Genomic DNA, 26,583 nt, shown 5'->3' with positions numbered 1-26,583 from the left:
TTCTAATGTTGAAATTGAATATTGCAATAAAGATAGATAAAAGATACCAGAAAAGCTATTCCAGCCCCCATAAATACTTCTTTTACGGTATGTCTTTTTAAAATAATACGGGTGATTCCGACCAAAATAGCGATTCCCAGCCATGCAAGACCCATTTTCCAGTCCAGTGAGAAAAAGAGCGCAGCTACAAATACATTGAACGCCGTATGCATCGAGCTTTTGATAAAAAGATTGCTGATCTGAAGAGCGAAAAGAAGCACCAGAATAAATAGCATGACAAGATCAATATATCCGTTTCTGATATAATTAAAAAGAAGATAAGCGATTACACATACTGCAATAAATATATATAAGGTTTTCCTTTGGACACGGTTGGAAACATCCATATTGGTATATCTTCCGGTCTTTACATTCCACACCAGCCATATCACCACCGGAATAATGATCATCAATAATACAGGAAGAAAATACAACATAGAATCTTTAAGGGAATATTCTCTGATGCTCATGTAGATAAAGAAAATGATCAGAGAGACCAAAGGATTAAAAAAATCAGAGATGACTTTTGAAATTTTGTGTAATAATGAAGATTGTTTTTCTTCCATAATCAAGTTTAAAAACCAAATATACTATTATAACCTCAAAAATCAAATGAAAACCATGTGATGGAATCGCTGATTCAATAGATAAGTTGTTTGATTACCAGTTGTTTTTGATAAAATGAAATGTTTAATTTTAATTGATCAGTTTTTAATCATCATTATCATGAAGCATCTATACGTATTATTTATATTGTTAAGTTATTTAGCCTTTGGTCAAAAGGTTTCCCGGGAAAATAGTGTTACACCACAACCTGTTCATCAATTAAGAATCTATGAAATTCGAAAGGAAAATAAACGGGTTTTTCTTTACCGCTTCCTAGATCATGCATTGAGAATCATGAAATAGGGATTTACCATGATCTGGGAATCGGAATTCAGAGAAAAAACAGAATTTGTTTACCTGCTAGTGGTAGATAAAGAGTTGGAAGGAAATTAAAGCCAGAACCGCAAAGCAATACGGTAATTTCGTTAGTGAAATTGAAGCCAGAACCCCGAAACTTACAGATTTTTCGCCGGAAAAGAAGCTGTTGAAATAACCAAAATATATATTAACAATAATTAAAGAGGAATAAAATAGGAGAAGAAAATGTAAAGAATCCTGATATCTCCGAATCATGTGTCGTTTCGGAAAATCCCTATGGATAGGACGATTTCTGAAATCTGATAGAAAGAATGTAACGGATAAAACGTAGTTGTATCCTTCTTCCAAGGGGTCGGAAATTAAGAATAATCCATACAGCCCGCAAATAGATTTTGCAGAAAAATCGAAAAGTTATCTATGTATAGAATAAAAACAAAGTTTTTTTCATAATTTTGCTCAACTATTTCATCATAAAAAAGCAAGAGCTAACACATGAAAGAATTTTCTAAAGAGGTATACCTGAAGTGGTATGAAGATATGACAATGTGGAGAAGGTTTGAAGACAAATGCCGTTCTCTTTACCTAAAACAAAAGATCAGAGGATTTTTACATTTGTATAACGGTCAGGAAGCTATCCCTGCCGGGTTTACACATGCAATGGATCTTACAAAGGACAGTATGATTACTGCTTACAGATGTCACATCCATCCAATGGCGATGGGAGTAGATCCTAAAAGAATCATGGCTGAACTTTGTGGTAAAGCTACAGGTACATCCGGAGGTATGGGTGGATCTATGCACATTTTCAGTAAAGAACACCGTTTTTACGGAGGACATGGTATCGTTGGAGGACAAATTCCATTAGGTGCAGGTATTGCTTTTGCTGATAAATATTTCGACAGAAAAGCAGTAAACATCTGTTTCTTTGGTGACGGAGCTGCAAGACAAGGTTCTTTACATGAGACCTTCAACATGGCAATGAACTGGAAACTTCCTGTAGTATTTGTTGTAGAAAACAACCAATATGCAATGGGAACTTCTGTAAAAAGAACTGCCAACCACGAAGATATCTATAAATTAGGATTAGGATACGAAATGCCTTGCCTTGCTGTAGATGCCATGGATCCTGAAAAAGTAGCAGAAGCTGCTTACGAAGCTATTGAAAGAGCAAGAAGAGGAGACGGACCTACGTTCATTGAAGCAAGAACTTACCGCTACAGAGGACACTCTATGTCTGATGCTGAGCCATACAGATCTAAAGAAGAAGTAGCGCTTCATAAAAATGATGACCCAATCGAATTGATAAAACACAGAATTTTAGAAAACGGATGGGCTACAGAAGCAGAATTGGAAGCTATGGATAACAAATCCAGAGACTTTGTTGAAGAGTGTATCGAATTTATGGAAAACTCTCCGTATCCGGATGCAGAAAAAATCTATGAGTATGTGTATGCTCAGGAAGATTATCCATTCCTAGACAAATTAGAAAACTAAAAAATAAAAATTTATTTGAAATTTGAAGTTTGAAATTTCTGAAATCTCAAATCTCAAATCTCGAATCTCAAATCAATATAGATTATGGCAGAAGTAATTACGATGCCCCGCCTGTCCGACACAATGACGGAAGGTAAGGTGGCAAAATGGCATAAAAAAGTAGGTGATAAAGTAAAAGAAGGAGATATTTTAGCTGAAATTGAAACTGATAAAGCAGTTCAGGATTTCGAATCTGAAATAGAAGGTACCCTTTTATACGTAGGTGTAGAAGAAGGAAGTGCTGCTGCTGTAGACTCTGTTTTAGCTATTATCGGGAATGAAGGAGAAGATATTTCAGGATTAACAGGTGGGGCGGCTGCTCCCGCTGCGGCAACTGAAGAAAAAAAATCAGAAGATCAGCCTAAAGCAGAAACTGCTGCGCCAGCTGCTGCAGAAGTTCCGGCAGGAGTAGAAATTATTACAATGCCAAGACTTTCTGATACAATGACAGAAGGTAAGGTTGCTAAATGGCACAAAAACGTAGGCGATACAGTAAAAGAAGGAGATCTCCTTGCTGAGATCGAAACAGATAAAGCGGTACAGGATTTCGAATCTGAATTCAATGGTGTATTATTGAAGCAAGGTGTAGAAGAAGGAGGTGCTGCTCCGGTTGATTCCGTATTGGCAATCATTGGCCCTGCAGGAACAGATGTTTCCGCTGTAGGAGCTCCAAAAGCTGCCGGTCAGTCAACTGAAAAACCAGCTGAACAAAAAGCAGAAGCTAAAACAGAAGAAAAAGCTGCTCCGGTTGCGAGCTCTTCATCTTCTGACAGAGTAGCAATCTCTCCGTTGGCTAAGAAAATGGCTCAGGATAAAGGGGTGGATATCAACAGTGTTCAGGGTTCTGGTGAAAACGGAAGAATCGTTAAAAAAGATATTGAAAATTATCAGCCATCTGCAAAACCAGCTGCTTCAGCTCCTGCAGCAAGCGCTGCTCCTGTTGCAGTAAGCTTCGTACAGGGTGAAGATACAGAGACTCCAAACTCTCAGGTAAGAAATATTATTGCAAAACGTCTTTCTGAAAGTAAATTCTCTGCACCTCACTATTATCTGATGGTGGAGATCAATATGGATAAAGCAATTGAGGCTAGAAAAGAAATCAATTCTTTACCTGATACTAAGATCTCTTTCAACGATATGATTATTAAAGCAACTGCAATTGCTTTAAGAAAACATCCTCAGGTAAATTCAAGCTGGGCAGGTGATAAGATCATCCACAGAGGAAATATCAATATTGGTGTGGCAGTAGCTATTCCAGACGGATTGGTAGTTCCGGTATTGAAAAATACAGATCAGATGACGTATACTCAGATTTCTGCATCCGTAAAAGATATGGCTTCAAGAGCTAAGAGTAAAGGTCTTAAAGCTAATGAAATGGAAGGATCTACATTCTCTATTTCAAACTTAGGAATGTTCGGAATCGAAACATTTACAAGTATCATTAACCAGCCAAACTCTGCAATCCTTTCAGTAGGAGCTATTATCGAGAAACCAATCGTTAAAGATGGTCAGATTGTAGTTGGAAACACGATGAAACTTTCATTGGCTTGTGACCACAGAGTGGTAGACGGTGCTACAGGGGCTCAGTTCCTACAGACATTAAGAACTTATTTAGAAAGTCCATTAACTTTGTTACTGTAATTTTCTGAATTGAAAATATGGAAACCTCCCAAATCGGGAGGTTTTTTTGTTTCTTCAGTAAATGGAAATTGAAATGGAAATGGAGATAGCTAACAAAACCTTATAGGTTTAGAAAAAAGTGTATATTACAAAAATTTTTATAAAAAAATAAGACGGGAATAATTAAAAAAATTAATGGAAAAGACCTATATGAATAGATCAGAGAAATCTAATTCAGAGAAATCTAAAATAAAATATAAACCGCTTCAAAAAGCGGTTTTTTATTTGCAGGCAATTCACTACTTTTGAGTCATGATTAAAGCAAGAAATATCCATAAATCTTATGGGAATTTAGAAGTACTGAAAGGAGTTGATATTCAAATCAAAACGGGAGAAGTGGTTTCTATTGTAGGAGAATCAGGAGCTGGTAAATCTACATTGCTGCAGATTCTGGGAACCTTGGATCACCCTAGTCAATCTAATAAATATGATACTGAAATTGAAATTGCAGGAGAATCATTTATTAATATGAATGATAAGCAGCTGTCAAAATTCAGAAATCAGAATATAGGTTTTGTATTTCAGTTTCATCAGCTTCTTCCGGAGTTTACAGCGCTGGAAAACGTCTTGCTTCCGACAAAAATAGCAGGAGCCAACGAAAGAGAAGCTCTTGAAAAAGCTTATGCTTTATTTGAGGATCTGAAGATCGAACAGAGACTGAATCATAAACCCAACCAACTTTCAGGTGGAGAAGCACAAAGGGTAGCGGTAGCAAGAGCTTTAATCAATTCTCCGAAAATCATTTTTGCAGATGAGCCTACAGGGAATTTGGATTCTAAGAATGCGGATGATCTTCACCGCTTGTTTTTTGATCTTAGAGATAAATACAACCAAACTTTTGTGATTGTAACGCATAACCCGAATCTGGCCGAAATTACAGACCGAAAGCTCGTTATGAAAGACGGAATGATCATAGAGTAGTATATAAAACCGGATGATGAAACACTTTATTTTTCTTTTTTTAATTGTAATCTCCTGTTCAAAAGCTGAATCCCAGCAGTTGAGCTCATTGGCTATTCCTCAGACAAGAATTTCGGAGATTAAAAATTATATTAAAGGAAAAGAGTACAATCAGGAACTGGCTGTTTTCATCAACTTTAAAATTCATTCCGGGAAGTATCGTTATTTTATTTATAACCTGAAAAATAATACAATTCTTCAGCAGGCAGTAGTTTCTCATGGTTCAGGTTCTGTGATTCCAAAATCGGATGCTTTGAAATTCAGTAATATTGAAGGATCTTATCAGTCATCACTTGGAAAATATATTATTGGAGAAAGTTATATAGGGAAGTTTGGTAAAGCGTACCGCCTTGCAGGGCTGGATGCAACCAATAGCAATGCCATGCAAAGAGCAATAGTCCTCCATTCTTACGGATGTATTCCTGATGCAGAATCAAAATCTCCTGCATGTCTGAGCTTAGGATGTCCTATGCTTTCCGTCAATGCACTAAAAGAAACAGCAAAATATATTGATAAGTCTACAAAACCTGTCATTTTATATGCTTTCTATTAATTGATCATATTCATCTATAATTTTTTTCCATGGCCATAAAACTCCTTGCCGAAGATGACAGACCCAGAGAAAAGTTTTTGCAGAAAGGCAAAAGCTCTCTTTCTGATTCCGAACTTCTGGCAATTATTATGGGAAGTGGAAATAGAGAAGAAGATGCGTTGGAATTAGCAAGAAAAATTTTAGCCTCTGTGAATAACAACTGGCATGACTTGAGCTTGCTTTCCGCCAAAGATCTGATGAAATTCAAAGGTATTGGAGAATCAAAGGCCATTTCAATTATTTCAGCTTTAGAAATCGGAAAAAGAAGAGCGGTACAGGAAATTCCTGAAAAAACAATTATTGGAAACAGTCACGACGCTTATGCGATTCTCAGAAACCAGCTCTCTGATCTTAGAACAGAAGAATTCTGGGCAATTTTCCTTAATAATAGCAATAAAGTGATTCATGTTTCTCAACTCACGCAGGGAGGGATCAGTCAGTCTATTGTAGATGTGAGAACGCTCTATAAGGCAGCATTGGATCATTTTTCAACTGGCATTATTATAGCCCACAATCACCCTTCCGGAAGTTTAAAACCAAGTCGGGAAGATATCAATATCACACAGAAAATAAAAGAAGCGGGAAATACATTAAGTATTCAGGTTTTGGACCATATTATTGTCACGCAGGATTCGTATTTTAGTTTCTCAGACGCAGGATTATTATGATTAGAAGATTGAAATACCATGAAATTGATTTTGTAAAATATGCTCAATGTTTAGAAAATTCCGAACAAAGAAAATATTCTGCTGCAAAACATTTTTTAGACACAACTTCTACAATGCCCTGGGAAATTCTTGTTTACAAAGATTACGAAGCAGTAATGCCTGTTCCTTTCGTAAGAAAATACGGGATGAAAATTGTACATAATCCTAAGCTTTGTCAGCAGCTTGGTGTTTTTTCCGGCAAAGATGATGTTGATCTTAATGAGGCATTTTTAGAATATCTGGAAAAAAATTATATGATCAGGGCATATCCTTTCAATGATGTCAATCAGCTTCGTACAAAGATCAGAATCAAAAAGAACTTTTTATTATATCCTGAGGTTTATGAGAAAGTCTATTCGAAATATTCACCTAAAAGAAAAAGAAAACTTCGGTTAGATGAAGCTGTTTTAAAAGAATCAGAAATCAAAGTAATCCCTTATGAGAAAGCGAAAGCTTTCATTGAATCCAATACAATAGGATTGAATAAAGACCATGATCTGTTTGAATTCATGAGAATTTTTGAAAGTTTTTATAAGTCCGGATATCTGAAATTCACAGCTTTTTATTATCAGCAAAAGATTGTTAATGTGATTGCTACGTATTCTGATGGTAATATGATAGCGCTTTTAGGAAATTTTAATGATAAAGATTATGTCAGATTATCAGGAGCATCTGTATTGATTGATCATCTTATTAAAGAAAATATAGAAACTCATATTTTTGATTTTGAAGGGGGAGAATTACCTAATATTGAAGAATTTTTCAGGGGATTTCGTCCAGAGCTGAGACCCTATGGAATTATTGAAAATTCAAAAAAGAACCTTTTCAAAAAGTTAGGATATCTTGTATTAAGAGGAAAGTCTTTTTTATGATGAAAAGCATTGTTTAGACCGGTTCTAATTAAGTAATATTCCGTAACTTTATAAAATCCTTAGTAAAACAGTTATGTTACAACAGATTCGTCAGTACAAATTATCATACATGCTTTATAACTTGTTTAAAAAGAATAAATTAAAGCATAATATTCCTTTATATAAAAAATACGGAATCAATAAGAACTATTTTTCAAGTATTTCAAGTAAAGATTTTGCACACCTTCCGGCTAGCGACAGAATACTGGATGATACAAAACTCAAGGAAACTCCTTTTTTTAAGAAGCTTTCTGACGAAAATAAAGAAAGTGCTCTTCAGTATGATGAGAATGGCTATATGATTCTGAGGAATTTCATAACTCCGGAAACAGCGGATCAAATCAATATTGAAATTGATAAACTGATGAAGGATGGGACTTTGAAGTTCATATACGGAGGAAAGCTGATGTTTGCAATCCATCATTCAGAAATCATTAAAAATATTGGGAGTGATCCGGAACTGTTAGACTTTTTATCTGTTCTTCTGGATGGAAAATCCAAACTTTTCCAAAGCATCAATTTTATCAATGGCAGCCAACAGAAAACCCATTCTGACAGTATTCACATGACCACGTATCCATTAGGCGGTTTATTAGGAGTATGGATTGCCCTGGAAGATGTAGATGAGAATAACGGAGCACTTCATTATATTCCTAAAAGCCATAAACTTCCTTATTTCCTGAATTCTGATTATGATAATGAAGGGACAGCTTTGAAAATTGGTAAGAAAAGCTACAGAGCTTATGAAACTTTCCTGGAGGATAAAGTAAAAGAATTAGGCTTGAAGAAAGAAATCTTTAAAGCCAAAAAAGGTGATCTATTAATCTGGCATGCCAATATTCTGCACGGTGGAGAACCTCATACCGATAAAAACAGAACGAGAAAAAGTCTTGTTTACCATTTCTTCGATGAAAACAGTGTATGCTACCATGAAGTAACCCAGAGGCCGGCACTGTTTGAACTTTAAGACAAAAGATTCCCCTTCGTAAAGCTTTTTATAGGAATACAGATTTAAAAAGATAGTTTTTTTACATTTGTATTCTTATAATATCAGTGTATGGAAAAAAAGAAGAATATTCTTGTTTTTGTATTTTCAATCTATGTATGCTTTATGTCATACTACCTGTACAGCCATCATTATTACAACACTGATATGGAAGCGTATATGGGGCTGATTTATAAAACGGAATATCCTGAAATGAAAATTGAAGAAATTCATCAGAAGGTATATGACGAACTGAGGGAAAAGAATCCCGATTTTGCAGGCCTTGGCCCCGTTGATCCTATGGTTGAGGAAGTAGCAAAAGGGGAGAGTACTTATTATAAAATCATCTCACAAAATCCCAAAGCCTACGAAGAAGAGCTACAGCTTTTTGTGGTAAAACCTTTTTATAATTTTATCGGCTGGTCATTGTTTAAGCTTGGTTTCAGTGCTTCTGCTTCCATCTCTTTGATTTCAGTTATTTCTTACGCATTCATTCTTATCCTGATTTTCAGCTTTTTGATAAAAATTCTGAGAAATTATCCTCTTGCCTTTATCCTTACAATTTTAATTTCACTGTTTAAACCTTTACCAGAGGCGGCCCGGCACGTTTCAGCAGATTCGTTATCATGTTTACTGCTTCTTTTGAGCTTTTATGTGTTTTTACTGAGAAAAAATTTCTTCTTCGCAGGCATATTGGCTATGCTTTGTGTGCTTACAAGACCTGAGTATTTTATTTTTTATTCATTCCTGTACGCCGTTATTTATTTTTATAGAGATAGCCTTCATGTTAAAACAGGTTCATTATTGATATCATACGGGTATATATTTCTATCCTTCTTTTTGATACAGGCTTTCAATCAGGTTTCGTGGTCTACGCTTTTTATGAATCAGTTTACGAAAGTTCAGATTTATCCTGTATCGCAGCCTGATCCATTTTCCTTTGCAGATTATTTTCGTTTTATTAAAAGTAATATCATGCTGGAGTTCAATACTTCCTATTTTCCAGTCCTGTTGATTTTTATCGTAGTCATTCTGGCGAATCGTTTTTCATTTCATAATAAAAAGAACCAGTCCCAGGCCTTGTTTTTTGCAATTATTTATGGAACTGTTTTGTTGAGATTTTTGGTTTTTCCGTCTCTCGTAAACAGGATGATGCTTGGCTTTTATCTGATAATCATGCTTGCATTGGTCTATATACAAATTTCTAAAGTGGATATCTTTAAAAACTCTTTAGAAGACGGAAAATAATTAGTAATTTTGCAGTCTAAAATTATGACGAGTCTATCAGGATATTTACCTTATGCATTTGCATTAATTATTGCAATTCCTTTTCTGGTTTTGCTCAGACAATTTGTACACTCATACATTACGCTTAAGAACCAGGAAATCAAACTGCTTACCGTGAAATCAAATTCAGAGAATAAAGCACATTCTTATGAAAGAATGACCTTGTTTCTGGACAGAATGAAACCCTCCAATCTTATCCAGAGGTTCGACAGGGGACTGGCGGTTCATGAATTTATTTTCCTGACAGAAAAAGCAATCAATGAAGAATTTGAGTATAACTCTTCACAACAGTTATACATCGCAAAAAATTCATGGAAGAATATCGTAGACTCAAAGAATGCAATTATAGAACTGCTTCACAAAACCTATGACGGGCTAAAAGGAGAAGTTCAGCTGGATGAATTCAAAACGATTTTCATCATGAATTATATGGAAAGCAACGACTATATTGCTGAAACCATAGAAGATTTAAGAAAAGAAATTTTAATAATAACTTAAAAAATAACAGATAAATAATGATTCCAAATTTTAAAGCACATCCATGGCACGGAATTTCTGCAGGAGAAGATGCGCCAAATGTTGTCAACGTATTTGTGGAAATTGTTCCTTCAGATACTATTAAATATGAAGTAGATAAAGAAACAGGATACTTAAAGGTAGACAGGCCACAGAAATTCTCTAACATTATCCCGGCTTTATATGGTTTTGTTCCAAGAACATACTGTGATAAGGAAGTGATGAGACTTGCTGTAGAATCAGGTGCTGCTGACGTTACTATGGGTGATCATGACCCACTTGATATCTGTGTTTTAAGTTCTCACAATATCCATGCCGGAGGTTTATTGATGGAAGCTATTCCAATCGGAGGTTTCAAAATGATCGACGGAGGTGAAGCAGATGATAAAATTGTTGCCGTAATGATCAATGACCACGCTTTCGGACACTTCAGAGATATTTCTGAATTACCGGAAGCAGAAGTAAAAAGATTGATGCACTACTTCCTGACATATAAAAACTTACCGGATGAGCCTGCAAAATGCAGAATCCAGGAAGTTTACGGAGCTGAACACGCAAGAAAAGTGATCAAAGCTTCTCAAACAGACTATGCAGATAAATTCGGAGGATAAGATGTTCTTCCCTAGAATAATAAAAAAGCAGATGAAAAATCATCTGCTTTTTTTGTGAATATTTTATTCTGTATCAGCAGGTTAATTTCTTTTATACACTGATTTTCCCTCTTTTATCGTTTCCAGAACTTTAATGTTTCTGAGGTTTTCAGGAGCTATGGTTAAAGGATTCTGATCAAGAATAACAAAGTCAGCTATTTTACCAGCTTTAATAGACCCTTTTCTGTTTTCTTCCTGCAATTGATAAGCTCCGTTAATGGTAATCGCTTTTAACGCTTCAAGTGGAGAGATTCTTTCATCAGGGCCTAAAATCATTCCAGATCGCGTTTTTCTATTCACTGCTGCGTATACGGCTGTAATCAGATCGGGTGGTGTAACCGGAGCATCATGATGAATCGTAAACGTAATTCCTGCTTTTAATGCTGAATTGGCCGGACTGATAAAAGCAGCTCTTTCAGGGCCGAAAACACTCGAATAATGCCAATCTCCCCATAAATAAGCATGCGTAGAAAAATAAGAAGGGATAACCCCTAATTCTTTTATTTTTTGAATATGATCGGGGCGGCTGTTCTGTACATGAATTAATGTTGCCCGCAATTCCGGTTTGTAAATGTTTTCATCTTTCAACCTTTGAATAACACGGATGGCCTGATCAATTGCGGCATCTCCGTTTACATGAAGCTGGGCAGTAATGTGATTTTGGAAAAGGACTTTCAGGTCGTTATATAAGGTTTCATCCGTAAAAATAGGAAATCCTTTATAATCCTTAGACTGACCTTCTGGAGGAACTAAATAAGGCTGAGTGAGCCAGGCCGTTTTACCTTGTGGAGAACCGTCATCAGAAAATTTGAATCCGGCTAATTTCAGATGATTTTCATATTTCATATACTTTGGTTTGAAACTGTTGAAATCCTTTTTGAAATATTCATAATCAGGGAAGTAAACAATATCAGCCTTAAAAAGGTTTTGAGCCGCCGCCTTTTCTAACAGAGCAACACTTTCTCCCATTGTTCTCCCGTCACAAATAGTAGTCTGTCCATAGCTGAGCCATTCATCCTGGGCCTTCATCAGATTTTTCATTGCATGAGCCTGAGTATCTTTTCCCTTATTCATTTTTTCTGTTAAGGTCAATAAAGCGGTGAAACTTGCATTCTCTTCTAATTTTCCATTCAGTTTTCCTGTTTTTTTGTCTCTTCCTAGGTGACCTCCTTCGGGATCTTTTGAGGATTCTGTTATTCCCAGAAGTTCTAACATTGCACTGTTTGCTACGCTGGCATGACCTGAGGCATGAATAACAATAATAGGATTGGTTGTACTAATGACATCCAGTTCAGCTTTTGTAGGATGACGGTGTTCTGTCATAATTGCATCATCATAACCATTTCCGATAATGGGTTGTTGACCTGTAATTTTTTTGTCTTTGATATAGTTTTTAATTGTAGTCTGTAAATCTTTAATTGAATTTACAGTGCCATAAGGTTCAGGAGATAAATCTACAACATCCATCATCCCGGCTCTTGAAGTAAGATGTCCATGAACATCTATAAACCCGGGAAGAAGAGTGTTTCCATTAAGATTAATCATTTTAGTCGCTGGCTCTGAAAAACGTTCTGCATCCGATTTTGTTCCCGCAAAAAGTATTTTCCCGTTTTTTATTGCTACAGCTTCAACTTGTGGAGAAGAATCCTCCATTGTGATAATAGGACCTCCGAAGTAAAGTATCTCGGCTTTTTCCTGTGGAATCTTATTTTGACAGCTGCTTATACTTGCAGATAAAAAAATAGTGTATAATATCCTTTTCATAAATAATTAATTCAAATCACGGTGAGAAACAAATTTACGAAATAATAGATAATTATTAGTGAATTTTATTATGTGTTTATAATTTCATTATATTTATAAGACTAATCTCAATTTTTTAATATAAAATAATAAACTATGGATCTATTTGTGTTAGTGCCAATTTTTGGTGTCATAGCTTTGCTTTATACATTTCTTCAGAGCAACTGGGTCAATAAACAGAATGCAGGAAATGAAAAAATGAAAACAATCAGCGGCCATATTGCAGACGGTGCAATGGCTTTTCTAAAGGCTGAATACAAAATCTTAACGTACTTTGTTGTAGTAGTTGCCATTCTATTGGCAGTAATGGGGTCCAGTAATGCCAACTCACACTGGAGTATCGGAATTGCTTTTGCCGTAGGAGCTGTATTCTCCGCTTCAGCAGGGTTTATAGGAATGAAAATCGCTACCAAAGCGAATGTGAGAACGGCAGAAGCTGCAAGAACTTCACTGTCAAAAGCCCTTAAAGTATCTTTTACAGGAGGCTCTGTAATGGGAATGGGAGTTGCCGGACTGGCTGTTCTAGGCCTGGGAGCGTTATTTCTGATTATTAAACAGATTTTTGCCCCTGAAGCCACAGTAGACTCTCATGAAATGGAAAAAACTATTGAAATTCTTACAGGATTTTCTCTTGGCGCTGAATCTATTGCCCTTTTTGCAAGAGTAGGAGGTGGTATTTATACAAAAGCTGCAGACGTAGGTGCAGACCTTGTAGGAAAAGTAGAAGCCGGAATTCCTGAAGATGATCCCCGAAATCCAGCGACTATTGCAGATAACGTAGGAGATAACGTAGGAGACGTTGCCGGAATGGGAGCAGACCTTTTCGGATCGTATGTGGCGACAGTTCTTGCCACGATGGTATTAGGTAGAGAAACTGTTTCTGATGATGCTTTCGGAGGTTTTGCCCCGATTCTTTTGCCGATGCTGATTGCAGGAACAGGAATTATATTTTCAATGATCGGAACTTTATTTGTAAAAATCAATGATAATGACGGTTCGTCTACTTCCAGTGTACAGAATGCATTAAACCTTGGAAACTGGGGAAGTATTGTGATTACTGCCATTGCTTCTTATTTCCTGGTAACCTATATCCTTCCTGAAAAAATGGTTCTCAGAGGTCATGAGTTTACGAAAATGGGTGTATTCGGAGCTATCATGGTAGGTCTGGTAGTGGGAACTTTAATGAGCATTATTACAGAATATTACACTGCCATGGGGAAAAGACCCGTTTCCAGTATTGTGAGACAGTCTTCTACAGGGCACGCAACCAATATTATCGGCGGGCTTTCCGTTGGAATGGAATCCACTTTACTTCCAATCATTGTACTGGCTGGAGGAATTTATGGTTCTTATCTGTGTGCCGGACTTTACGGAGTGGCCATTGCCGCAGCTGGAATGATGGCTACCACAGCCATGCAGCTTGCCATTGACGCTTTTGGACCTATCGCAGATAATGCCGGAGGTATTGCTGAGATGAGTGAACTGCCGAAAGAAGTAAGAGAGAAAACAGATATTCTTGATGCCGTAGGAAATACAACCGCTGCTACAGGAAAAGGATTTGCCATTGCTTCAGCTGCTTTGACTGCGCTGGCTTTGTTTGCGGCTTTTGTAGGTATTGCAGGAATTGACGGTATTGATATTTACAGGGCAGATGTTCTTGCCGGACTTTTTGTAGGAGGGATGATTCCGTTTATCTTCTCCTCATTGGCGATTACCGCAGTAGGACAGGCAGCGATGGCCATGGTAGAAGAAGTAAGAAGACAGTTCCGTGAAATTCCGGGAATTCTGGAAGGGAAAGCGCAGCCGGAATATGAAAAATGCGTTGCCATTTCTACAGATGCATCCATCAGAAAAATGATGCTTCCTGGTGCGATCGCCATCGTTTCTCCTTTGTTAATAGGATTTATTTTTGGTCCTGAAGTATTGGGAGGATTTCTGGCTGGTGCTACAGTGTGTGGTGTCTTAATGGGAATGTTTCAGAACAACGCTGGAGGTGCCTGGGACAATGCAAAAAAATCCTTCGAAAAAGGAGTTGATATCAATGGGCAGACGTATTATAAAGGTTCAGAACCTCATAAAGCTTCCGTAACAGGAGATACTGTCGGAGATCCGTTTAAAGATACATCAGGACCTTCGATGAATATCCTGATTAAATTAATGTCAATCGTTTCTTTGGTAATTGCACCTACTTTGGCTGTTTTGCATAAAGATAAAATTGAAGCCAACAGAAAAGCAAAAATTGAAAGTCTTACAGGAATTTCCGGTTCTGCACCTACTGTAAATGGAGATTCTAAAATCATTACAGTCATTCCGGGAGAAATTAAAGGGCACCTTAATGAAAACGGAGACTTTGTATATGAAACAGGAAATATTCAGAAAATAAAACTGGATGGAGGGAAAACAATTGCCCTGGGTGATGGAAGCCAGCTTTACCAACTTTATAATGTGGTGAAACAAAAAGATAAATCAGCTTTAGATCCAAATAAGTGGTACACGATTGAAAATCTTTATTTTGAAACAGGTTCAAGTGATCTGAAAGCAGAATCCGCACTTCAATTAATTACTTTGTCAGAAATTTTAAATGCTTATCCGGATCTGAAAATAAAACTGGGCGGATATACAGACAATAGCGGTAATGAGGATAGTAATCTTAAGCTATCCAATCTGAGAGCACAGACAGCCAAACTTAAACTGCTTGAGTTAGGTATTTCAGCAGACAGAATAGAAGCAGAAGGCTATGGATCACAACATCCTGTATGTGAAGCTAATGATACTGATGAATGCAAAGCAAAAAACAGAAGAATTGATGTAAGAGTATTGGCTCTTTAAAATCAATGTAGAAATAGTACAAAAGCATCGCAATGGCGGTGCTTTTTTAGATTATAAAACGAAAACTCACACAAATAAATATCTACAATCATCTGTGAAAATCTGTGCGATCTGTGGGAAAAACAACTGCAGCAACATCAAAGATTCCTTTTCAAATGCTCCAGAGCCTGAATGATCAATTCATCTTTTTTAGCAAAACTAAACCTTATATAATCAGAATTTTGTCTTGAATTATAGAAAGCAGAAAGTGGAAGGCAGGAAACCTTCTTCTCAATCGTTAGCCACTTGGAAAATTCCACATCCGTCATGCTTTTAGAAATAGTCCTGAAGTTAACTACTTGAAAAACACTTCCTTCCGCTTGTTTTTCAATCTGAAATGGTGTTTCCTTCATCATTTCATTAAAAATATCTCTTTTCTTCTGCATAAGTTTTTTATTGATATCCGGATCAAATACATCGAGATATTTTGCAATAGCATATTGTGCGGGAGCATTCGCACTGTAAGAAATATACTGCTGGTGGCACTGGAATCTTGCTGTTAAAGCTTCTGAAGCGAGCATATAACTCACTTTCCATCCCGAAGTATGAAACATTTTACCAAAAGAAAAAATGCAGAAAGTCTTTTCCCTGAGTCCAGGATGGATGAAAGAGCTATAATGTTCGGTTTCATCATAACAGTAAGTATCATATATTTCTTCTGAAATTAAATAAATATCACGGTCTTTAATCAGTTCATAGAGCTGATGCCAGTCTTCTTTTTTCCATACTTTTCCGGTGGGATTCTGGGGAGAGTTGACAATGACTGCTTTTGTCTTTTCAGTAATACAATCCTTAAACAAATTCCAATTGATGGTAAAATCTCCATCAAGATCATAATAAACAGGAATTCCTCCATTCATAACAACAGCTGGTCCATAAGTGTAGTATGAAGGTTGAATAATGATGACTTCATCACCTTGATTCAGAATAGATTTAAGAGAAGTATATAAAGCAAAGGTTGCACACGGAATAATGGTGACTTCTTTGTTTGTAACAGAGATTTTATGCGTTCTTTTTGCATTGAAACGAATAATGCTTTCTATCAGAAGAGGATTGCCGGCAAGAGGTTCATAGTGATGCGTATTGTGTTCAGCAGCTTCTTTTAAAAATATTTTCAGGCGTTCATCAATATCAAAATCGGGAAGTCCCAGAGAAAGATCAAAGCTTCCGTGCCTGGTTGCCAGCTCGGACATTTCCGTAAAAAAGGAATAATGAGTAAATCCGTAAATTTTATCCACCTATTTTGTATTTTAATCAAATATAATAAAATTTTAATATCAAAATTATACTTAAACTCCATATGTTAGTAGATTTGTAATGAATTGCATATTATTTTGTCCTGGTGATTATTGATGCCGGGATTCAATAAAAATTATTATTTTTAAGAAATTTATCTTTTATGAGAAAAATACTTATTCCGTTATTGGCAATGGCTGTAGTGACCAGTTGTGGAACGGCAAAAATATCTGACGGGAATGCTTCACATCCTGTTTCAACAAAACATAACAAAGCATTTAACAATGCCTATAAAGAGATTAATGCAGAGGATTTAAAGAAAAACCTGTACGTCATTGCAGCAGACGATATGGAAGGGCGTGACACCGGAAGCAAAGGACAGAAAAAAGCGGGTGAGTATATGATTAATTATTATAAGAATCTAGGTATTTCAGCTCCTAAAGCATTAGGCTCTTACTATCAGAAAGTACCTTCTGAATTCATGAAAAAAAGAGGAGGGGGAAACCTTCCTGATTCTGAAAATATTTTAGCTTTTATTGAAGGAAGTGAAAAGCCGGAGGAAATTGTAGTTGTTTCTGCTCATTATGATCACGTAGGAACCAAAAATGGAGTGGTATACAATGGAGCAGACGATGACGGAAGTGGAACTGTAGCCGTAATGGAAATTGCTAAAGCATTCCAGCAGGCTAAAAAAGCAGGTAAAGGACCTAAAAGATCCATTCTGTTTCTTCATGTTACAGGAGAGGAACATGGGCTGTTTGGTTCAGAATATTATTCAGAGAATCCGGTTTTCCCTTTAGCCAATACTGTTGTTGATCTTAATATTGATATGATCGGACGTGATGATCCTGCCAACAGAGGAAAACAATATGTCTATGTGATTGGCTCTGAAATGTTAAGTTCTCAGCTTAAAGTAATCAACGAAGCGGCGAACAAAAGAACCAATAACCTGGAACTGAATTACAAATATGATGACTTGAATGATCCTGAACAATTGTATTACCGTTCAGACCACTATAATTTTGCCAAACATAATATTCCTGTCGCATTTTTCTTTGATGGTATTCATGAAGATTATCACAAGCCGGGTGATGATCCTGAAAAAATTGATTATCAGTTGTTGGAAAAAAGAACTCAGCTTATTTTTACCACAGCCTGGGATATTGCCAACAGAGAAGAAAGAATTGTCGTTGACAGAAAATAATCACCAATTTTAATTCGGATTGATTCTAACCCTTGTCAAGGTTTAAAACCTTGACAAGGGTTAAAAAAAAATCATTCCCATAAACTTGCCAACAAAAACATTACCATGAAAACCATAATCCGGGAAGCAAAGCCAGAAGATATTCCACACATACAGATTGTGAGAAACTTTGTGAAAGAAAACATGCTGTCAGATCCTGGATTGGTTACAGATAAAGACTGTGAAGAGTTTCTGTTCCAAAGAGGAAAAGGTTGGGTTTGTGAGGTGGAAGATCAGATCGTTGGTTTTTCCATTGCAGATCTGAAAGAGAACAATATCTGGGCACTTTTTGTACATCCGGATTTTGAAAACCAGAGAGTGGGTAGAAAACTTCATGATATCATGCTCAACTGGTATTTTGAACAAACTGAAGATACCGTATGGCTGGGGACCTCACCAGGAACAAGAGCTGAGATCTTCTACAGGAAATCTGGTTGGAAGGAAGCTGGAACTCATGGAAACGGGGAAATCAGGTTTGAAATGACTTATGAAAACTGGAAAAATAGAAAAACTATGACCCCAAAACTGAAATCTATCAGACCTTTTGTCGGAGCACAAAACTTTGAGATCAGCAGAAATTTTTACAAAGATCTAGGATTTGAAGAAATTGTTCTGGAACCTAAATTATCTCTGTTTATAAGAGAAGAAATAGGGTTTTACCTTCAGGATTACTATGCAAAAGACTGGGTGGATAATACCATGATCTTTATGGAAGTTGCCAATACAGATGAATTCTGGAAAGAACTTCTTTCTTTGGGGCTTACGGACAAATATGAAAATGTAAGACTCACTCCTGTAAGAACAATGGATTGGGGTAAAGAATGTTTTGTTCACGATCCGTCTGGGATATTGTGGCATTTCGGTGAGTTTTTTTAAGGAAGAAAGAAATATGATTTACGCATTTGATACCTATTATTATGAGGATTATGCCAATACCGTATGTATTGCATTTGAAGACTGGACCTTTGAAAAAGAAGTAGAAGTCTTTATAGAACAGATTCCCGTAAGTTCAGAATATGAAAGCGGAGCCTTTTACAAAAGAGAATTGCCCTGTATTTTGAGTCTGTTGAAGAAAATAACATTAAGACCAGAAGACATTATCATTGTCGATGGATATGTCACTTTGGATAATGATGGAAAAATTGGTTTGGGTGGACACCTTTACGAAGAACTGGAAGAAAAGTATCCTATTGTTGGGATTGCAAAAAATGAATTTAGAACTCCTGATTCCCACCGAAGAAATGTGGTGCGTGGAGAAAGTAAAACGCCACTTTTTGTAACAGCGAAAGGAATAGATGTAGATGAAGTTCAATTAAAAGTAGAACAGATGCATGGCGATTACAGAATGCCCACACTGCTAAAAAAACTTGATCAGCTAAGCAGAGCATAAACAATAGAATCTTACCAGAGCAGTAAGATTTTTTTTATCTTATTAATATACCGATTGGTATATTTTGATTATCTTTGTGAGATTCCTTTGTCAATATAAAAAGGGATTTTTTTTAATTAAAAATATACTGATCGGTATATTGCAAAAATAAAATCTATGAAAGAAGTATTTATAGTAGCAGCAAAACGAACTCCGGTAGGAGGTTTTATGGGAAGCCTGTCCGGATTTACAGCGCCTCAATTGGGAGCTCTTGCCATTCAGAATGCTTATGAAAGTATTGGGCTTTCTCCTGAGCACATTGATAGTGTGTATATGGGAAATGTACTAAGTGCCGGATTGGGACAGTCTCCTGCAAGGCAGTCGTCAATTTTTGCTAAAATTCCTGTTGATAAGGATGCAACAACAGTTAATAAAGTCTGTGCATCCGGAATGAAAGCAGCGATGATTGGGGCTCAGCAGATCCAGCTTGGACTGGATCAGATTGTTATGACTGGAGGAATGGAAAGTATGAGCAATGTTCCGCATTATGTTAAAATCCGTCAGGGAACAAAACTGGGAGATATGAATCTTACTGATGGATTGATCAAAGATGGACTATGGGATGTTTACAATGATTTTCACATGGGAAGTGCAGCCGAACTGGGTGTGAAAAAATATGGACTTACCAGACAGGAGCTTGATGAATATGCATTGTTTTCCTATCAGAGGGCGCAGGAAGCAACCCAAAATGGTAAGTTTGTTAGTGAACTGGTCCCAATATCGATTGAAAGTAAAAAGGGAACTACAATCGTTGGTAAAGACGAAGATATTGATAAACTGATCCCGGAGAAAATTTCCCTGTTGAAACCTGCATTTGGAGAAGACGGAACACTTACAGCAGCCAACTCCAGCAATCTGAATGACGGTGCTGCAGCCTTATTATTAGCATCCTCTGAGGCGATAGAGCTGCATAATTTAAAACCACTGGCAAAAATAATTGCCTATGCAGATGCCGCTCAGGCACCGGAATGGTTTACCACTTCACCTTCCATCGCTATTCAAAAACTGTTGAAACAAACCGGTCTTAGTCTTTCTGATATCGACTTTTTCGAGATTAATGAAGCGTATTCTTCAGTCATCTTATCCAATCAGAAAATTCTGGGATATGATATCAGCAAAGTAAATGTATACGGAGGAGCAGTGGCATTGGGACATCCGATCGGTGCTTCGGGAGCAAGAATTATAACCACTTTAGTGAATGTTTTACACCAGGAAAAAGGGAAGTATGGAATTGCTGCCATCTGTAATGGAGGAGGAGGCGCTTCCGCAGTTCTTATCGAAAATATAGGCTAAAAGGGATAAATTACCTTAGATTTCAATTATTCTAATAAAAAGATCTTTCTTAAAGTTAAATTTGAGAAAGATCTTTTGCGTTGGTAACAGATTGATTATTCATTGATCAAACAGAATATTCAATGAGTAAAAACGAAAGGTAAATGCTCTATTTTTATTAAACTGACAAATATCATCATATTGTTATTTTTATTCATTCTAAATAAATATAAATTTGTCTCAAGAAATTTAACAAAGAAAATGAAAAAAATAACTACTCTTTCTGGTATTGTACTTGCATCGCTCATGAAAGCGCAGCTGCAATATTGTATGCCAACCTTTCAGTATGGAGCCGACAGCAACATGATCAGTCATGTAACTTTCGGAACAATTAATAATTCATCACCAGTTCAGTCCTCAAATGCACAAATTTATGAGAACTTTACGACAATATCTACAGATCTGCAGTCGGGAAGCTCTTACCCAATCTCGGTGAAAGGCCCGTCCAGCACATTTCCAAGTGATGTAGTCGTTTTTATAGACTTTAATCAGAATGGTAATTTTGATGATGCAGGAGAAAGTTTTTATATCGGAAGGCTTGAAGCGGCTAATCCTGCCAATGCTTTTACCATCAACAATACCATCATGATTCCTGCCAATGCTGCCAGTGGAAGCACAAGAATGAGGGTTCTTAAAAATACCAATGTTCAGGCCTATTCCAATCCGGCAGCTGCTAATTCTATAAGTTCAGCTTGTGACAGCAGTTTAAGAGCAGGGCAGACGGAAGATTACACGGTTAATATCATAGGAAATACAGCGAGTTTCCCGGCTCCTTATTGCGGTACTGAAAATATTACAAGCTCAACCGTGAGTGAGATCAGTACGGTAGAATTTGCCGGAGTTGTTAGAAACAGTGCACTTGACGGGAATTCTGATGTTCTTGAAAACTTTACAGCAACCGTTTTCAATGTGAATCGTGGAAATAGCTATCCAATAAATGTGACAGGAGGCACACACGGGCAGACTACCGTATCTGCTTATGCTTATATTGATTTTAATCATAATAATCAGTTTGACGCTGATGAGCAATTTAATCTGGGCTATCTGGATAATTCAAATCCGGTTTCTGGTCACCAATCCGGGGTTACAACAGGTAATATCACCATTCCGGCAGGAGCACAGTTGGGAGAAACCCGTTTCAGACTGGTAAAAGCCTATGAATCCAATTCATGGATGGGAGCTTTGAAGAATCTTCCGTGTCCTTCAGATTGGTTTATCGGTCAGGCAGAGGATTATACTTTAAATATTCAGCCTGAGAGCCTTTCAACCATTGAAGTTTCTAAAGAGGCATCAGCCCAAGTTAGCATATATCCGAATCCTACATCAGGTTCAGTGACAATCAAGATGAAAGAAGGATTGGAGAAATACGAAATTTACAATATGTCCGGACAAAAGATGCTGGAAGGTAATTCGATGACCGTTTCAATGGATAGTTTTGTTCCGGGAACCTATCTTATTAAAATTCAGACAAAAAATCAGAAAACAGTCACAGAAAAGATTATTAAAAAATAGACACATCATATCTAAATCATATCCATATCAATTTTTGTTTTTTAATCGACAGGTCCTTTACCTGTCGGTTTTTTATTTGTCAGGTTTAAGTTCAATATTATGAATCAGATCCCAGTAAATCCATCAAATCCTGCTTAGAAAGCCCCTGAAGCTTCTTTCCATCGGTGGTCAACAGATTCTGGGTCAACTTTTTTTTCTTTTTCTGAAGCGTAAGAATTTTTTCTTCCACAGTATTGGAGCAGATCATTCGTACAGCAATTACATTTTTGGTCTGTCCTATACGGTAACTACGGTCAATAGCCTGGTTTTCTGCTGCGGGATTCCACCATGGGTCTACAAGGTAAATATAATCTGCCTTCGTAAGATTGAGGCCAACACCTCCAGCCTTTAAGCTAATCAAAAATACACGGATATCTTCATTGTTCTGAAAATGAGCTACTTTTTCACCTCTGTCTTTCGTTTGACCCGTTAAATATTCAAACTGAATGTTATGACGTTCCAACTCAACTTTGATCAAATCAAGCATGCCTACAAACTGTGAGAAAACAAGGATTTTATGATCTTTTGACTTTCCAAGGATTTGCTCCATCAAAATTTCGATTTTAACAGCATTTTCACCGGAATATCCCTCTTTCATCAGAACAGGGGAATTACATATCTGTCTGAGCCTCGTAAGGCCTGTAAGAACATGCATACTATTCTTGTTCAGATCATCGTCATCATTGGCTGCAATAAACTCACGAAGTTCTTTTTCATAGGCATCGTAGATCTTGCGCTGTTCCGTATTCATTTCACAGTAAATAACTGTTTCTGTTTTATCCGGAAGTTCCTTGGCAACCTGTTTCTTGGTTCTTCTGAGAATAAATGGCTTTATCTTTTGCTGAAGCTCTATAGCACGTTTGCTGTATTCGAATTTATCAATAGGAATGGCATAAATATCTTTAAAATACTGTTTACTTCCCAACAATCCGGGACAGGCAAAAGAAAGCTGGCTGTAAAGGTCAAAAGTGCTGTTTTCAATAGGAGTTCCCGTCAGTACAATCCTGTTTCTTGATTGAAGAAGTCTTGCGGCTTTATATCTTTCAGAATTGGGGTTTTTAATCACCTGTGATTCATCAAGAAATACATAATTGAAATTAAAATTTTTCAAAAACTTAATGTCCGAAAGCAGCATTCCATAGGTGGTAAGGACTACTTCATAATCAGGCATATGAGCCGTTGTTTTCGGTCGGTCTGCACCATAATGAAGCAGAACTTTTATAGAAGGTGCAAATCTGCTCATCTCTTCCTGCCAGTTGAAAAGCAGGGAAGTAGGAACTACAATCAGATTGGTGGTGTGACCTCGTTTTTCCCTCTGTGACAGAATAAACGCAATGATCTGGATCGTTTTTCCCAATCCCATATCGTCCGCCAGACATCCTCCGAAGTTGAAGCTGTCAAGAAAATTAAGCCAGTTCAGTCCGTCATGCTGGTAGTCTCTCAATTCAGCATTCAGTTCAGCAGGAATAGCTGTTTCTGGAATGTCTTTTACTTTTGAAAACTTCGTAGAATAAGAGGTAAGTTCTTCCTGAATCTCCTGGCTCAGGATTTCTTTTTCAAACAGTGAGGTAACCTCTGTGAAATTAATTTTTGGAATTTTTAAAAGTTCTTCATCAATTTCTCCTGCCCGAAAATAAGCGGATATTTTTTCCATCCATTCTTCAGGGAGAATTCCCATGCTGCCGTCATCCAGTTGAATGAATTTACTCTTGTTCCGAATGGCACGGTGAAGTTGCTTTAAAGAAGCTTCTTTGGGTCCAAATCCTACTTTTAATTGAGCATTAAACCAATCCAGTCCGCTGGTGATTTGAATATTGATTTTAGCCCGATGCGGATTTAATTTATTGTTTTTTAATTCGTTAAATCCAAGTATGATGATTCCTTCATTTCTCCAGGTCTCAAATGCTTCAAGAAACCAGTTGTTATCCAGGAACTTATCTCTGTGAAGATAAAAATACTGATAACCATCCATCTGTTCTTCAAAATCAGGATGCTGTTGCATCACCAATGAAGTAAAGCGGGCTTCGGCTGATTCATTTCTTTCTATTTTAAACGGATTTCCATTCTGGTCAGTATCAAAAATCTGCTTTCTGGAATACACCGGAACTTCTACATCACCGTATTTCATAACGGGAGTAATTCCTATATAATTTTCCTGCTGACGGAGATAAATGACTTTTTCAGTCTGATAATTCTTATCTTCAAGCTGTACTTTTGTTGCAGGCTGTATGTAGCTGTAATTAATATGAATACGCTCTTCTATAGAGGAGAGAATATTCTGCATAAAAGCTTCATATTTCGAAGAATGAACCAGTAAAATTTCATTATTAGCCTTAAAAAATCTGATGATTTTAAGCATGTCCCGATCATCTACAAAGCTGAAAACGTTACGGTTATAGACAAAATAGTCGTTTCTGAGAACAATATTTTTAAATGGAAGAGCAACGTCATTAAACATCAATTCTCCGGTGATTTCAAAAAACGGATCTTTCTTAAATACAGATAATTGAACCTCTGCATCTAAAGTATTTAATTCAACCTTGGAAAGTGATTTTGCGGAAACAGTTTCTGCGATTTCCCGGTCGTGATAATAGACTTCCAGCTCCAGAGGATTCTGTACAATGAGCTTTAAAGCTTCCAGTTCAGACGGATTGTAATCTTCATTGTAATTATTCTGAAAAGAATTGATAGCAGTGTAAAATTTAATGTCTGCCGGTTTCTCTGCTTTCCATATTAGTTGCATGGCATCTACGGGAGTGATAGGATTTTTGATTTTTCCTGTCTGCGTGATCTCTGCCTCCATCAGAGAGAAGGTCATATGATTGTAATAACGGTGTTTACCGATGACCAATATTTGTTTTTTACCCGATTCCAGTACAGCCAGTTCATCCAGTTTAGAAAGATGCTGAGGAAGCAGATCTCTTGTCAGCATTACATCATCTACCGGAAGCATTTCCTTGATCCTGGGCAATATTTCAATTTGGCCATCTTTGTATTCAAGCTCAAAATACTGGTCAAGATCCGGCTCGTTTTCCAGACCATATCCTCTTGCCTTAGGGAGAAATATTTTTTTGCGCAGAGCCTCATCAAAAAACAGACGGTAATTTTTATCCTCAATAATACAGTGAATAATTTCCGCCTGATGAGCGCAAAGCTGGTCTTTGGCATTATCACAGGTGCAGGAACAAAGTAATGAAGTCCCTATTTTGCTGATGGTAACAACTGGAAAATCCTGTAGTGGAGACTGTTTTGTAAATATTCCTGTGTTGTTTTCAATAGCCACAGGATAAATCTCACGAAAATCCCTGATCCCGATAAATGCACTGTCTGAGGTATGTTTCAGCAGGTCATAGACGGAAAGTGTACTGATATTGATGTTGTCAAGAATATATTCTGCCATAAAAATAGATGGGGACAAACTTACAAAAAACAAATGTATTGAAGAATCCGTTTTGGCTACAGCTTACCCCATTTTGGCAACTCTTGGGTTTCTTCTAATGCAGAACTTTGTCCTGTAATTTTAAACCAAGAAAAATGAAAACAATTTTTATAACAGGTGCTTCTACAGGATTAGGAAAAGCAACTGCCCAATTATTTCAAAACAAAGGATGGAAAGTAATCGCTACGATGAGAAACCCTGAAGCAGCGGCTGATCTTGCGGCTTTGGAAAACGTAACGGTACTTCCTCTTGATGTAACCAATTTTGACCAGATACAGTCTACAGTAAAGCAAACTTTGGAACTGACTGATGTGGATGTGGTTTTTAATAATGCAGGATATGGCCTTATGGGACCATTGGAAGCGTTAAAAGATGATCAGATTGCAAGACAGTTAAACACCAATTTATTAGGCGTTATCCGCGTAACGCAGGCCTTCATTCCATATTTCAGAGAGAAAAAGAACGGAATGTTTATTTCTACTACTTCCATCGGTGGTTTGATTGCTTTCCCCTTAAATTCTATTTACCATGCTACAAAATGGGCGTTGGAAGGCTGGAGTGAAAGTATGGCTTTTGAGCTGAATCAGTTTGGTATTGATATTAAAACCGTTTCTCCAGGAGGAATTAAGACTGATTTTGTAAGCCGTTCTTTAGATTCTGCATCAAGTCCTGCCTATGAAGAAATGATTGATTCCTTGTTTTCCAAAATGGGAGGAATGATGGAAGTGGCTTCTACTCCTGAACAGATTGCAGAAGTAGTGTATGAAGCAGCGACTGATGGCAAAAGAAATCTGAGATATGTAGCCGGAGAAGATGCCAAAGCTTTGTATGCTCAGCGCCTGGAATTGGGTGATGAAGTATTCAGAGACCAGTTAGGAAAACAGTTCCTTTAATCAGG

Annotated in this window: 21 protein-coding genes; 17 read left to right on the top strand and 4 right to left on the bottom strand. The window is 37.0% G+C overall.

The genetic code is table 11. From position 1 onward, the window contains the following. Window positions 1-2 precede the first annotated feature (2 nt). On the bottom strand, window positions 3-605 hold the full coding sequence (locus tag DDF69_RS17280; RefSeq protein ID WP_034696715.1) for a phosphatase PAP2 family protein: 603 nt from the start codon (window positions 603-605) through the stop codon (window positions 3-5). An 850-nt stretch (window positions 606-1,455) separates the two neighbouring features. On the opposite strand from DDF69_RS17280, the gene pdhA reads away from it, so the two are divergent. From pdhA to DDF69_RS17225, 10 genes are all read left to right on the top strand, one after another. Then, window positions 1,456-2,457 carry a pyruvate dehydrogenase (acetyl-transferring) E1 component subunit alpha gene (gene pdhA, locus DDF69_RS17270; RefSeq protein WP_114821875.1) on the top strand — a complete coding sequence of 334 codons (1,002 nt, stop codon included), beginning with the start codon at window positions 1,456-1,458 and terminating at the stop codon, window positions 2,455-2,457. A gap of 84 nt (window positions 2,458-2,541) precedes the next feature. After that, on the top strand, window positions 2,542-4,137 hold the full coding sequence (locus DDF69_RS17265; RefSeq protein WP_114821874.1) for a 2-oxo acid dehydrogenase subunit E2: 1,596 nt from the start codon (window positions 2,542-2,544) through the stop codon (window positions 4,135-4,137). A gap of 291 nt (window positions 4,138-4,428) precedes the next feature. Next, window positions 4,429-5,097: an ABC transporter ATP-binding protein gene (locus DDF69_RS17260; protein WP_034696709.1), complete on the top strand. Its 669-nt coding sequence runs from the start codon at window positions 4,429-4,431 to the stop codon at window positions 5,095-5,097. Between the two features lie 13 nt (window positions 5,098-5,110). After that, on the top strand, window positions 5,111-5,689 hold the full coding sequence (locus tag DDF69_RS17255; RefSeq protein ID WP_114821873.1) for a murein L,D-transpeptidase catalytic domain-containing protein: 579 nt from the start codon (window positions 5,111-5,113) through the stop codon (window positions 5,687-5,689). Window positions 5,690-5,718: 29 nt separating this feature from the next. Then, window positions 5,719-6,396: a RadC family protein gene (gene radC, locus DDF69_RS17250; RefSeq protein ID WP_114821872.1), complete on the top strand. Its 678-nt coding sequence runs from the start codon at window positions 5,719-5,721 to the stop codon at window positions 6,394-6,396. Then, window positions 6,393-7,307 carry a hypothetical protein gene (locus DDF69_RS17245; protein ID WP_114821871.1) on the top strand — a complete coding sequence of 305 codons (915 nt, stop codon included), beginning with the start codon at window positions 6,393-6,395 and terminating at the stop codon, window positions 7,305-7,307. Before radC ends, DDF69_RS17245 begins: the two co-directional genes overlap by 4 nt. A gap of 73 nt (window positions 7,308-7,380) precedes the next feature. After that, window positions 7,381-8,313: a phytanoyl-CoA dioxygenase family protein gene (locus DDF69_RS17240; RefSeq protein ID WP_114821870.1), complete on the top strand. Its 933-nt coding sequence runs from the start codon at window positions 7,381-7,383 to the stop codon at window positions 8,311-8,313. Between the two features lie 90 nt (window positions 8,314-8,403). Continuing rightward, the gene (locus DDF69_RS17235; protein ID WP_114821869.1) at window positions 8,404-9,579 is read left to right on the top strand and encodes a hypothetical protein; all 1,176 of its coding nucleotides are present in this window, start codon (window positions 8,404-8,406) and stop codon (window positions 9,577-9,579) included. A gap of 24 nt (window positions 9,580-9,603) precedes the next feature. Next, window positions 9,604-10,116, top strand: coding sequence for a hypothetical protein (locus DDF69_RS17230; RefSeq protein WP_114821868.1), 513 nt, complete (start codon window positions 9,604-9,606; stop codon window positions 10,114-10,116). A gap of 17 nt (window positions 10,117-10,133) precedes the next feature. Continuing rightward, a complete protein-coding gene (locus tag DDF69_RS17225) occupies window positions 10,134-10,745 on the top strand; it encodes an inorganic pyrophosphatase (RefSeq protein ID WP_114821867.1) in 612 nt (203 codons plus the stop codon). 81 nt (window positions 10,746-10,826) lie between these two features. Here DDF69_RS17225 and DDF69_RS17220 read toward each other — a convergent pair whose 3' ends face one another. Next, window positions 10,827-12,548, bottom strand: a complete 1,722-nt coding sequence (locus tag DDF69_RS17220) for an amidohydrolase (RefSeq protein WP_114821866.1) — start codon at window positions 12,546-12,548, stop codon at window positions 10,827-10,829. A 135-nt stretch (window positions 12,549-12,683) separates the two neighbouring features. Here DDF69_RS17220 and DDF69_RS17215 point away from each other — a divergent pair, with 135 nt between their 5' ends. Continuing rightward, complete coding sequence (locus tag DDF69_RS17215) at window positions 12,684-15,416, top strand: sodium-translocating pyrophosphatase (RefSeq protein ID WP_114821865.1); 2,733 nt, start codon at window positions 12,684-12,686, stop codon at window positions 15,414-15,416. A gap of 137 nt (window positions 15,417-15,553) precedes the next feature. Here DDF69_RS17215 and DDF69_RS17210 read toward each other — a convergent pair whose 3' ends face one another. Then, the gene (locus tag DDF69_RS17210; RefSeq protein ID WP_114821864.1) at window positions 15,554-16,693 is read right to left on the bottom strand and encodes an aminotransferase class I/II-fold pyridoxal phosphate-dependent enzyme; all 1,140 of its coding nucleotides are present in this window, start codon (window positions 16,691-16,693) and stop codon (window positions 15,554-15,556) included. 161 nt (window positions 16,694-16,854) lie between these two features. Here DDF69_RS17210 and DDF69_RS17205 point away from each other — a divergent pair, with 161 nt between their 5' ends. The 5 genes from DDF69_RS17205 to DDF69_RS17180 all read left to right on the top strand — a co-directional run bounded on the left by DDF69_RS17205 (window position 16,855) and on the right by DDF69_RS17180 (window position 22,207). Beyond that, a complete protein-coding gene (locus DDF69_RS17205; RefSeq protein WP_114821863.1) occupies window positions 16,855-17,895 on the top strand; it encodes a M28 family metallopeptidase in 1,041 nt (346 codons plus the stop codon). Window positions 17,896-18,000: 105 nt separating this feature from the next. Continuing rightward, complete coding sequence (locus tag DDF69_RS22450) at window positions 18,001-18,810, top strand: GNAT family N-acetyltransferase (protein ID WP_317048658.1); 810 nt, start codon at window positions 18,001-18,003, stop codon at window positions 18,808-18,810. Further along, window positions 18,797-19,324 (top strand): endonuclease V, encoded by a 528-nt coding sequence (locus DDF69_RS17190; protein WP_262510859.1) that lies wholly within the window; start codon window positions 18,797-18,799, stop codon window positions 19,322-19,324. The genes DDF69_RS22450 and DDF69_RS17190 overlap by 14 nt, the downstream gene beginning before the upstream one ends. A 156-nt stretch (window positions 19,325-19,480) precedes the next feature. Continuing rightward, the gene (locus tag DDF69_RS17185) at window positions 19,481-20,656 is read left to right on the top strand and encodes an acetyl-CoA C-acyltransferase (RefSeq protein WP_114821862.1); all 1,176 of its coding nucleotides are present in this window, start codon (window positions 19,481-19,483) and stop codon (window positions 20,654-20,656) included. A gap of 240 nt (window positions 20,657-20,896) precedes the next feature. Continuing rightward, a complete protein-coding gene (locus DDF69_RS17180; protein ID WP_162800958.1) occupies window positions 20,897-22,207 on the top strand; it encodes a T9SS type A sorting domain-containing protein in 1,311 nt (436 codons plus the stop codon). A gap of 97 nt (window positions 22,208-22,304) precedes the next feature. Here the strand turns inward: DDF69_RS17180 and DDF69_RS17175 are convergent, their stop codons facing one another. Next, entirely contained in the window at window positions 22,305-25,646 is a 3,342-nt protein-coding gene (locus DDF69_RS17175) for a DEAD/DEAH box helicase (RefSeq protein ID WP_114821860.1), read from the bottom strand. A gap of 134 nt (window positions 25,647-25,780) precedes the next feature. Between DDF69_RS17175 and DDF69_RS17170 the strand changes: the two genes are divergently transcribed. Beyond that, a complete protein-coding gene (locus DDF69_RS17170) occupies window positions 25,781-26,578 on the top strand; it encodes an SDR family oxidoreductase (RefSeq protein ID WP_114821859.1) in 798 nt (265 codons plus the stop codon). Window positions 26,579-26,583: the final 5 nt, after the last annotated feature.

This window comes from Chryseobacterium sp. KLBC 52, assembly GCF_003347605.1.
GTDB lineage: Bacteria > Bacteroidota > Bacteroidia > Flavobacteriales > Weeksellaceae > Chryseobacterium.
Note: the sequence above shows the minus strand (reverse complement) of the source record. Positions and strands in the feature narration are given on the sequence as shown.

Coding starts and splice junctions, on each gene's coding strand:
- DDF69_RS17280 (WP_034696715.1), bottom strand. CDS start 605: ATGGAAGAAAAACAATCTTCATTATTACACAAAATTTCAAAAGTCATC.
- pdhA (WP_114821875.1), top strand. CDS start 1,456: ATGAAAGAATTTTCTAAAGAGGTATACCTGAAGTGGTATGAAGATATG.
- DDF69_RS17265 (WP_114821874.1), top strand. CDS start 2,542: ATGGCAGAAGTAATTACGATGCCCCGCCTGTCCGACACAATGACGGAA.
- DDF69_RS17260 (WP_034696709.1), top strand. CDS start 4,429: ATGATTAAAGCAAGAAATATCCATAAATCTTATGGGAATTTAGAAGTA.
- DDF69_RS17255 (WP_114821873.1), top strand. CDS start 5,111: ATGATGAAACACTTTATTTTTCTTTTTTTAATTGTAATCTCCTGTTCA.
- radC (WP_114821872.1), top strand. CDS start 5,719: ATGGCCATAAAACTCCTTGCCGAAGATGACAGACCCAGAGAAAAGTTT.
- DDF69_RS17245 (WP_114821871.1), top strand. CDS start 6,393: ATGATTAGAAGATTGAAATACCATGAAATTGATTTTGTAAAATATGCT.
- DDF69_RS17240 (WP_114821870.1), top strand. CDS start 7,381: ATGTTACAACAGATTCGTCAGTACAAATTATCATACATGCTTTATAAC.
- DDF69_RS17235 (WP_114821869.1), top strand. CDS start 8,404: ATGGAAAAAAAGAAGAATATTCTTGTTTTTGTATTTTCAATCTATGTA.
- DDF69_RS17230 (WP_114821868.1), top strand. CDS start 9,604: ATGACGAGTCTATCAGGATATTTACCTTATGCATTTGCATTAATTATT.
- DDF69_RS17225 (WP_114821867.1), top strand. CDS start 10,134: ATGATTCCAAATTTTAAAGCACATCCATGGCACGGAATTTCTGCAGGA.
- DDF69_RS17220 (WP_114821866.1), bottom strand. CDS start 12,548: ATGAAAAGGATATTATACACTATTTTTTTATCTGCAAGTATAAGCAGC.
- DDF69_RS17215 (WP_114821865.1), top strand. CDS start 12,684: ATGGATCTATTTGTGTTAGTGCCAATTTTTGGTGTCATAGCTTTGCTT.
- DDF69_RS17205 (WP_114821863.1), top strand. CDS start 16,855: ATGAGAAAAATACTTATTCCGTTATTGGCAATGGCTGTAGTGACCAGT.
- DDF69_RS22450 (WP_317048658.1), top strand. CDS start 18,001: ATGAAAACCATAATCCGGGAAGCAAAGCCAGAAGATATTCCACACATA.
- DDF69_RS17185 (WP_114821862.1), top strand. CDS start 19,481: ATGAAAGAAGTATTTATAGTAGCAGCAAAACGAACTCCGGTAGGAGGT.
- DDF69_RS17180 (WP_162800958.1), top strand. CDS start 20,897: ATGAAAAAAATAACTACTCTTTCTGGTATTGTACTTGCATCGCTCATG.
- DDF69_RS17175 (WP_114821860.1), bottom strand. CDS start 25,646: ATGGCAGAATATATTCTTGACAACATCAATATCAGTACACTTTCCGTC.
- DDF69_RS17170 (WP_114821859.1), top strand. CDS start 25,781: ATGAAAACAATTTTTATAACAGGTGCTTCTACAGGATTAGGAAAAGCA.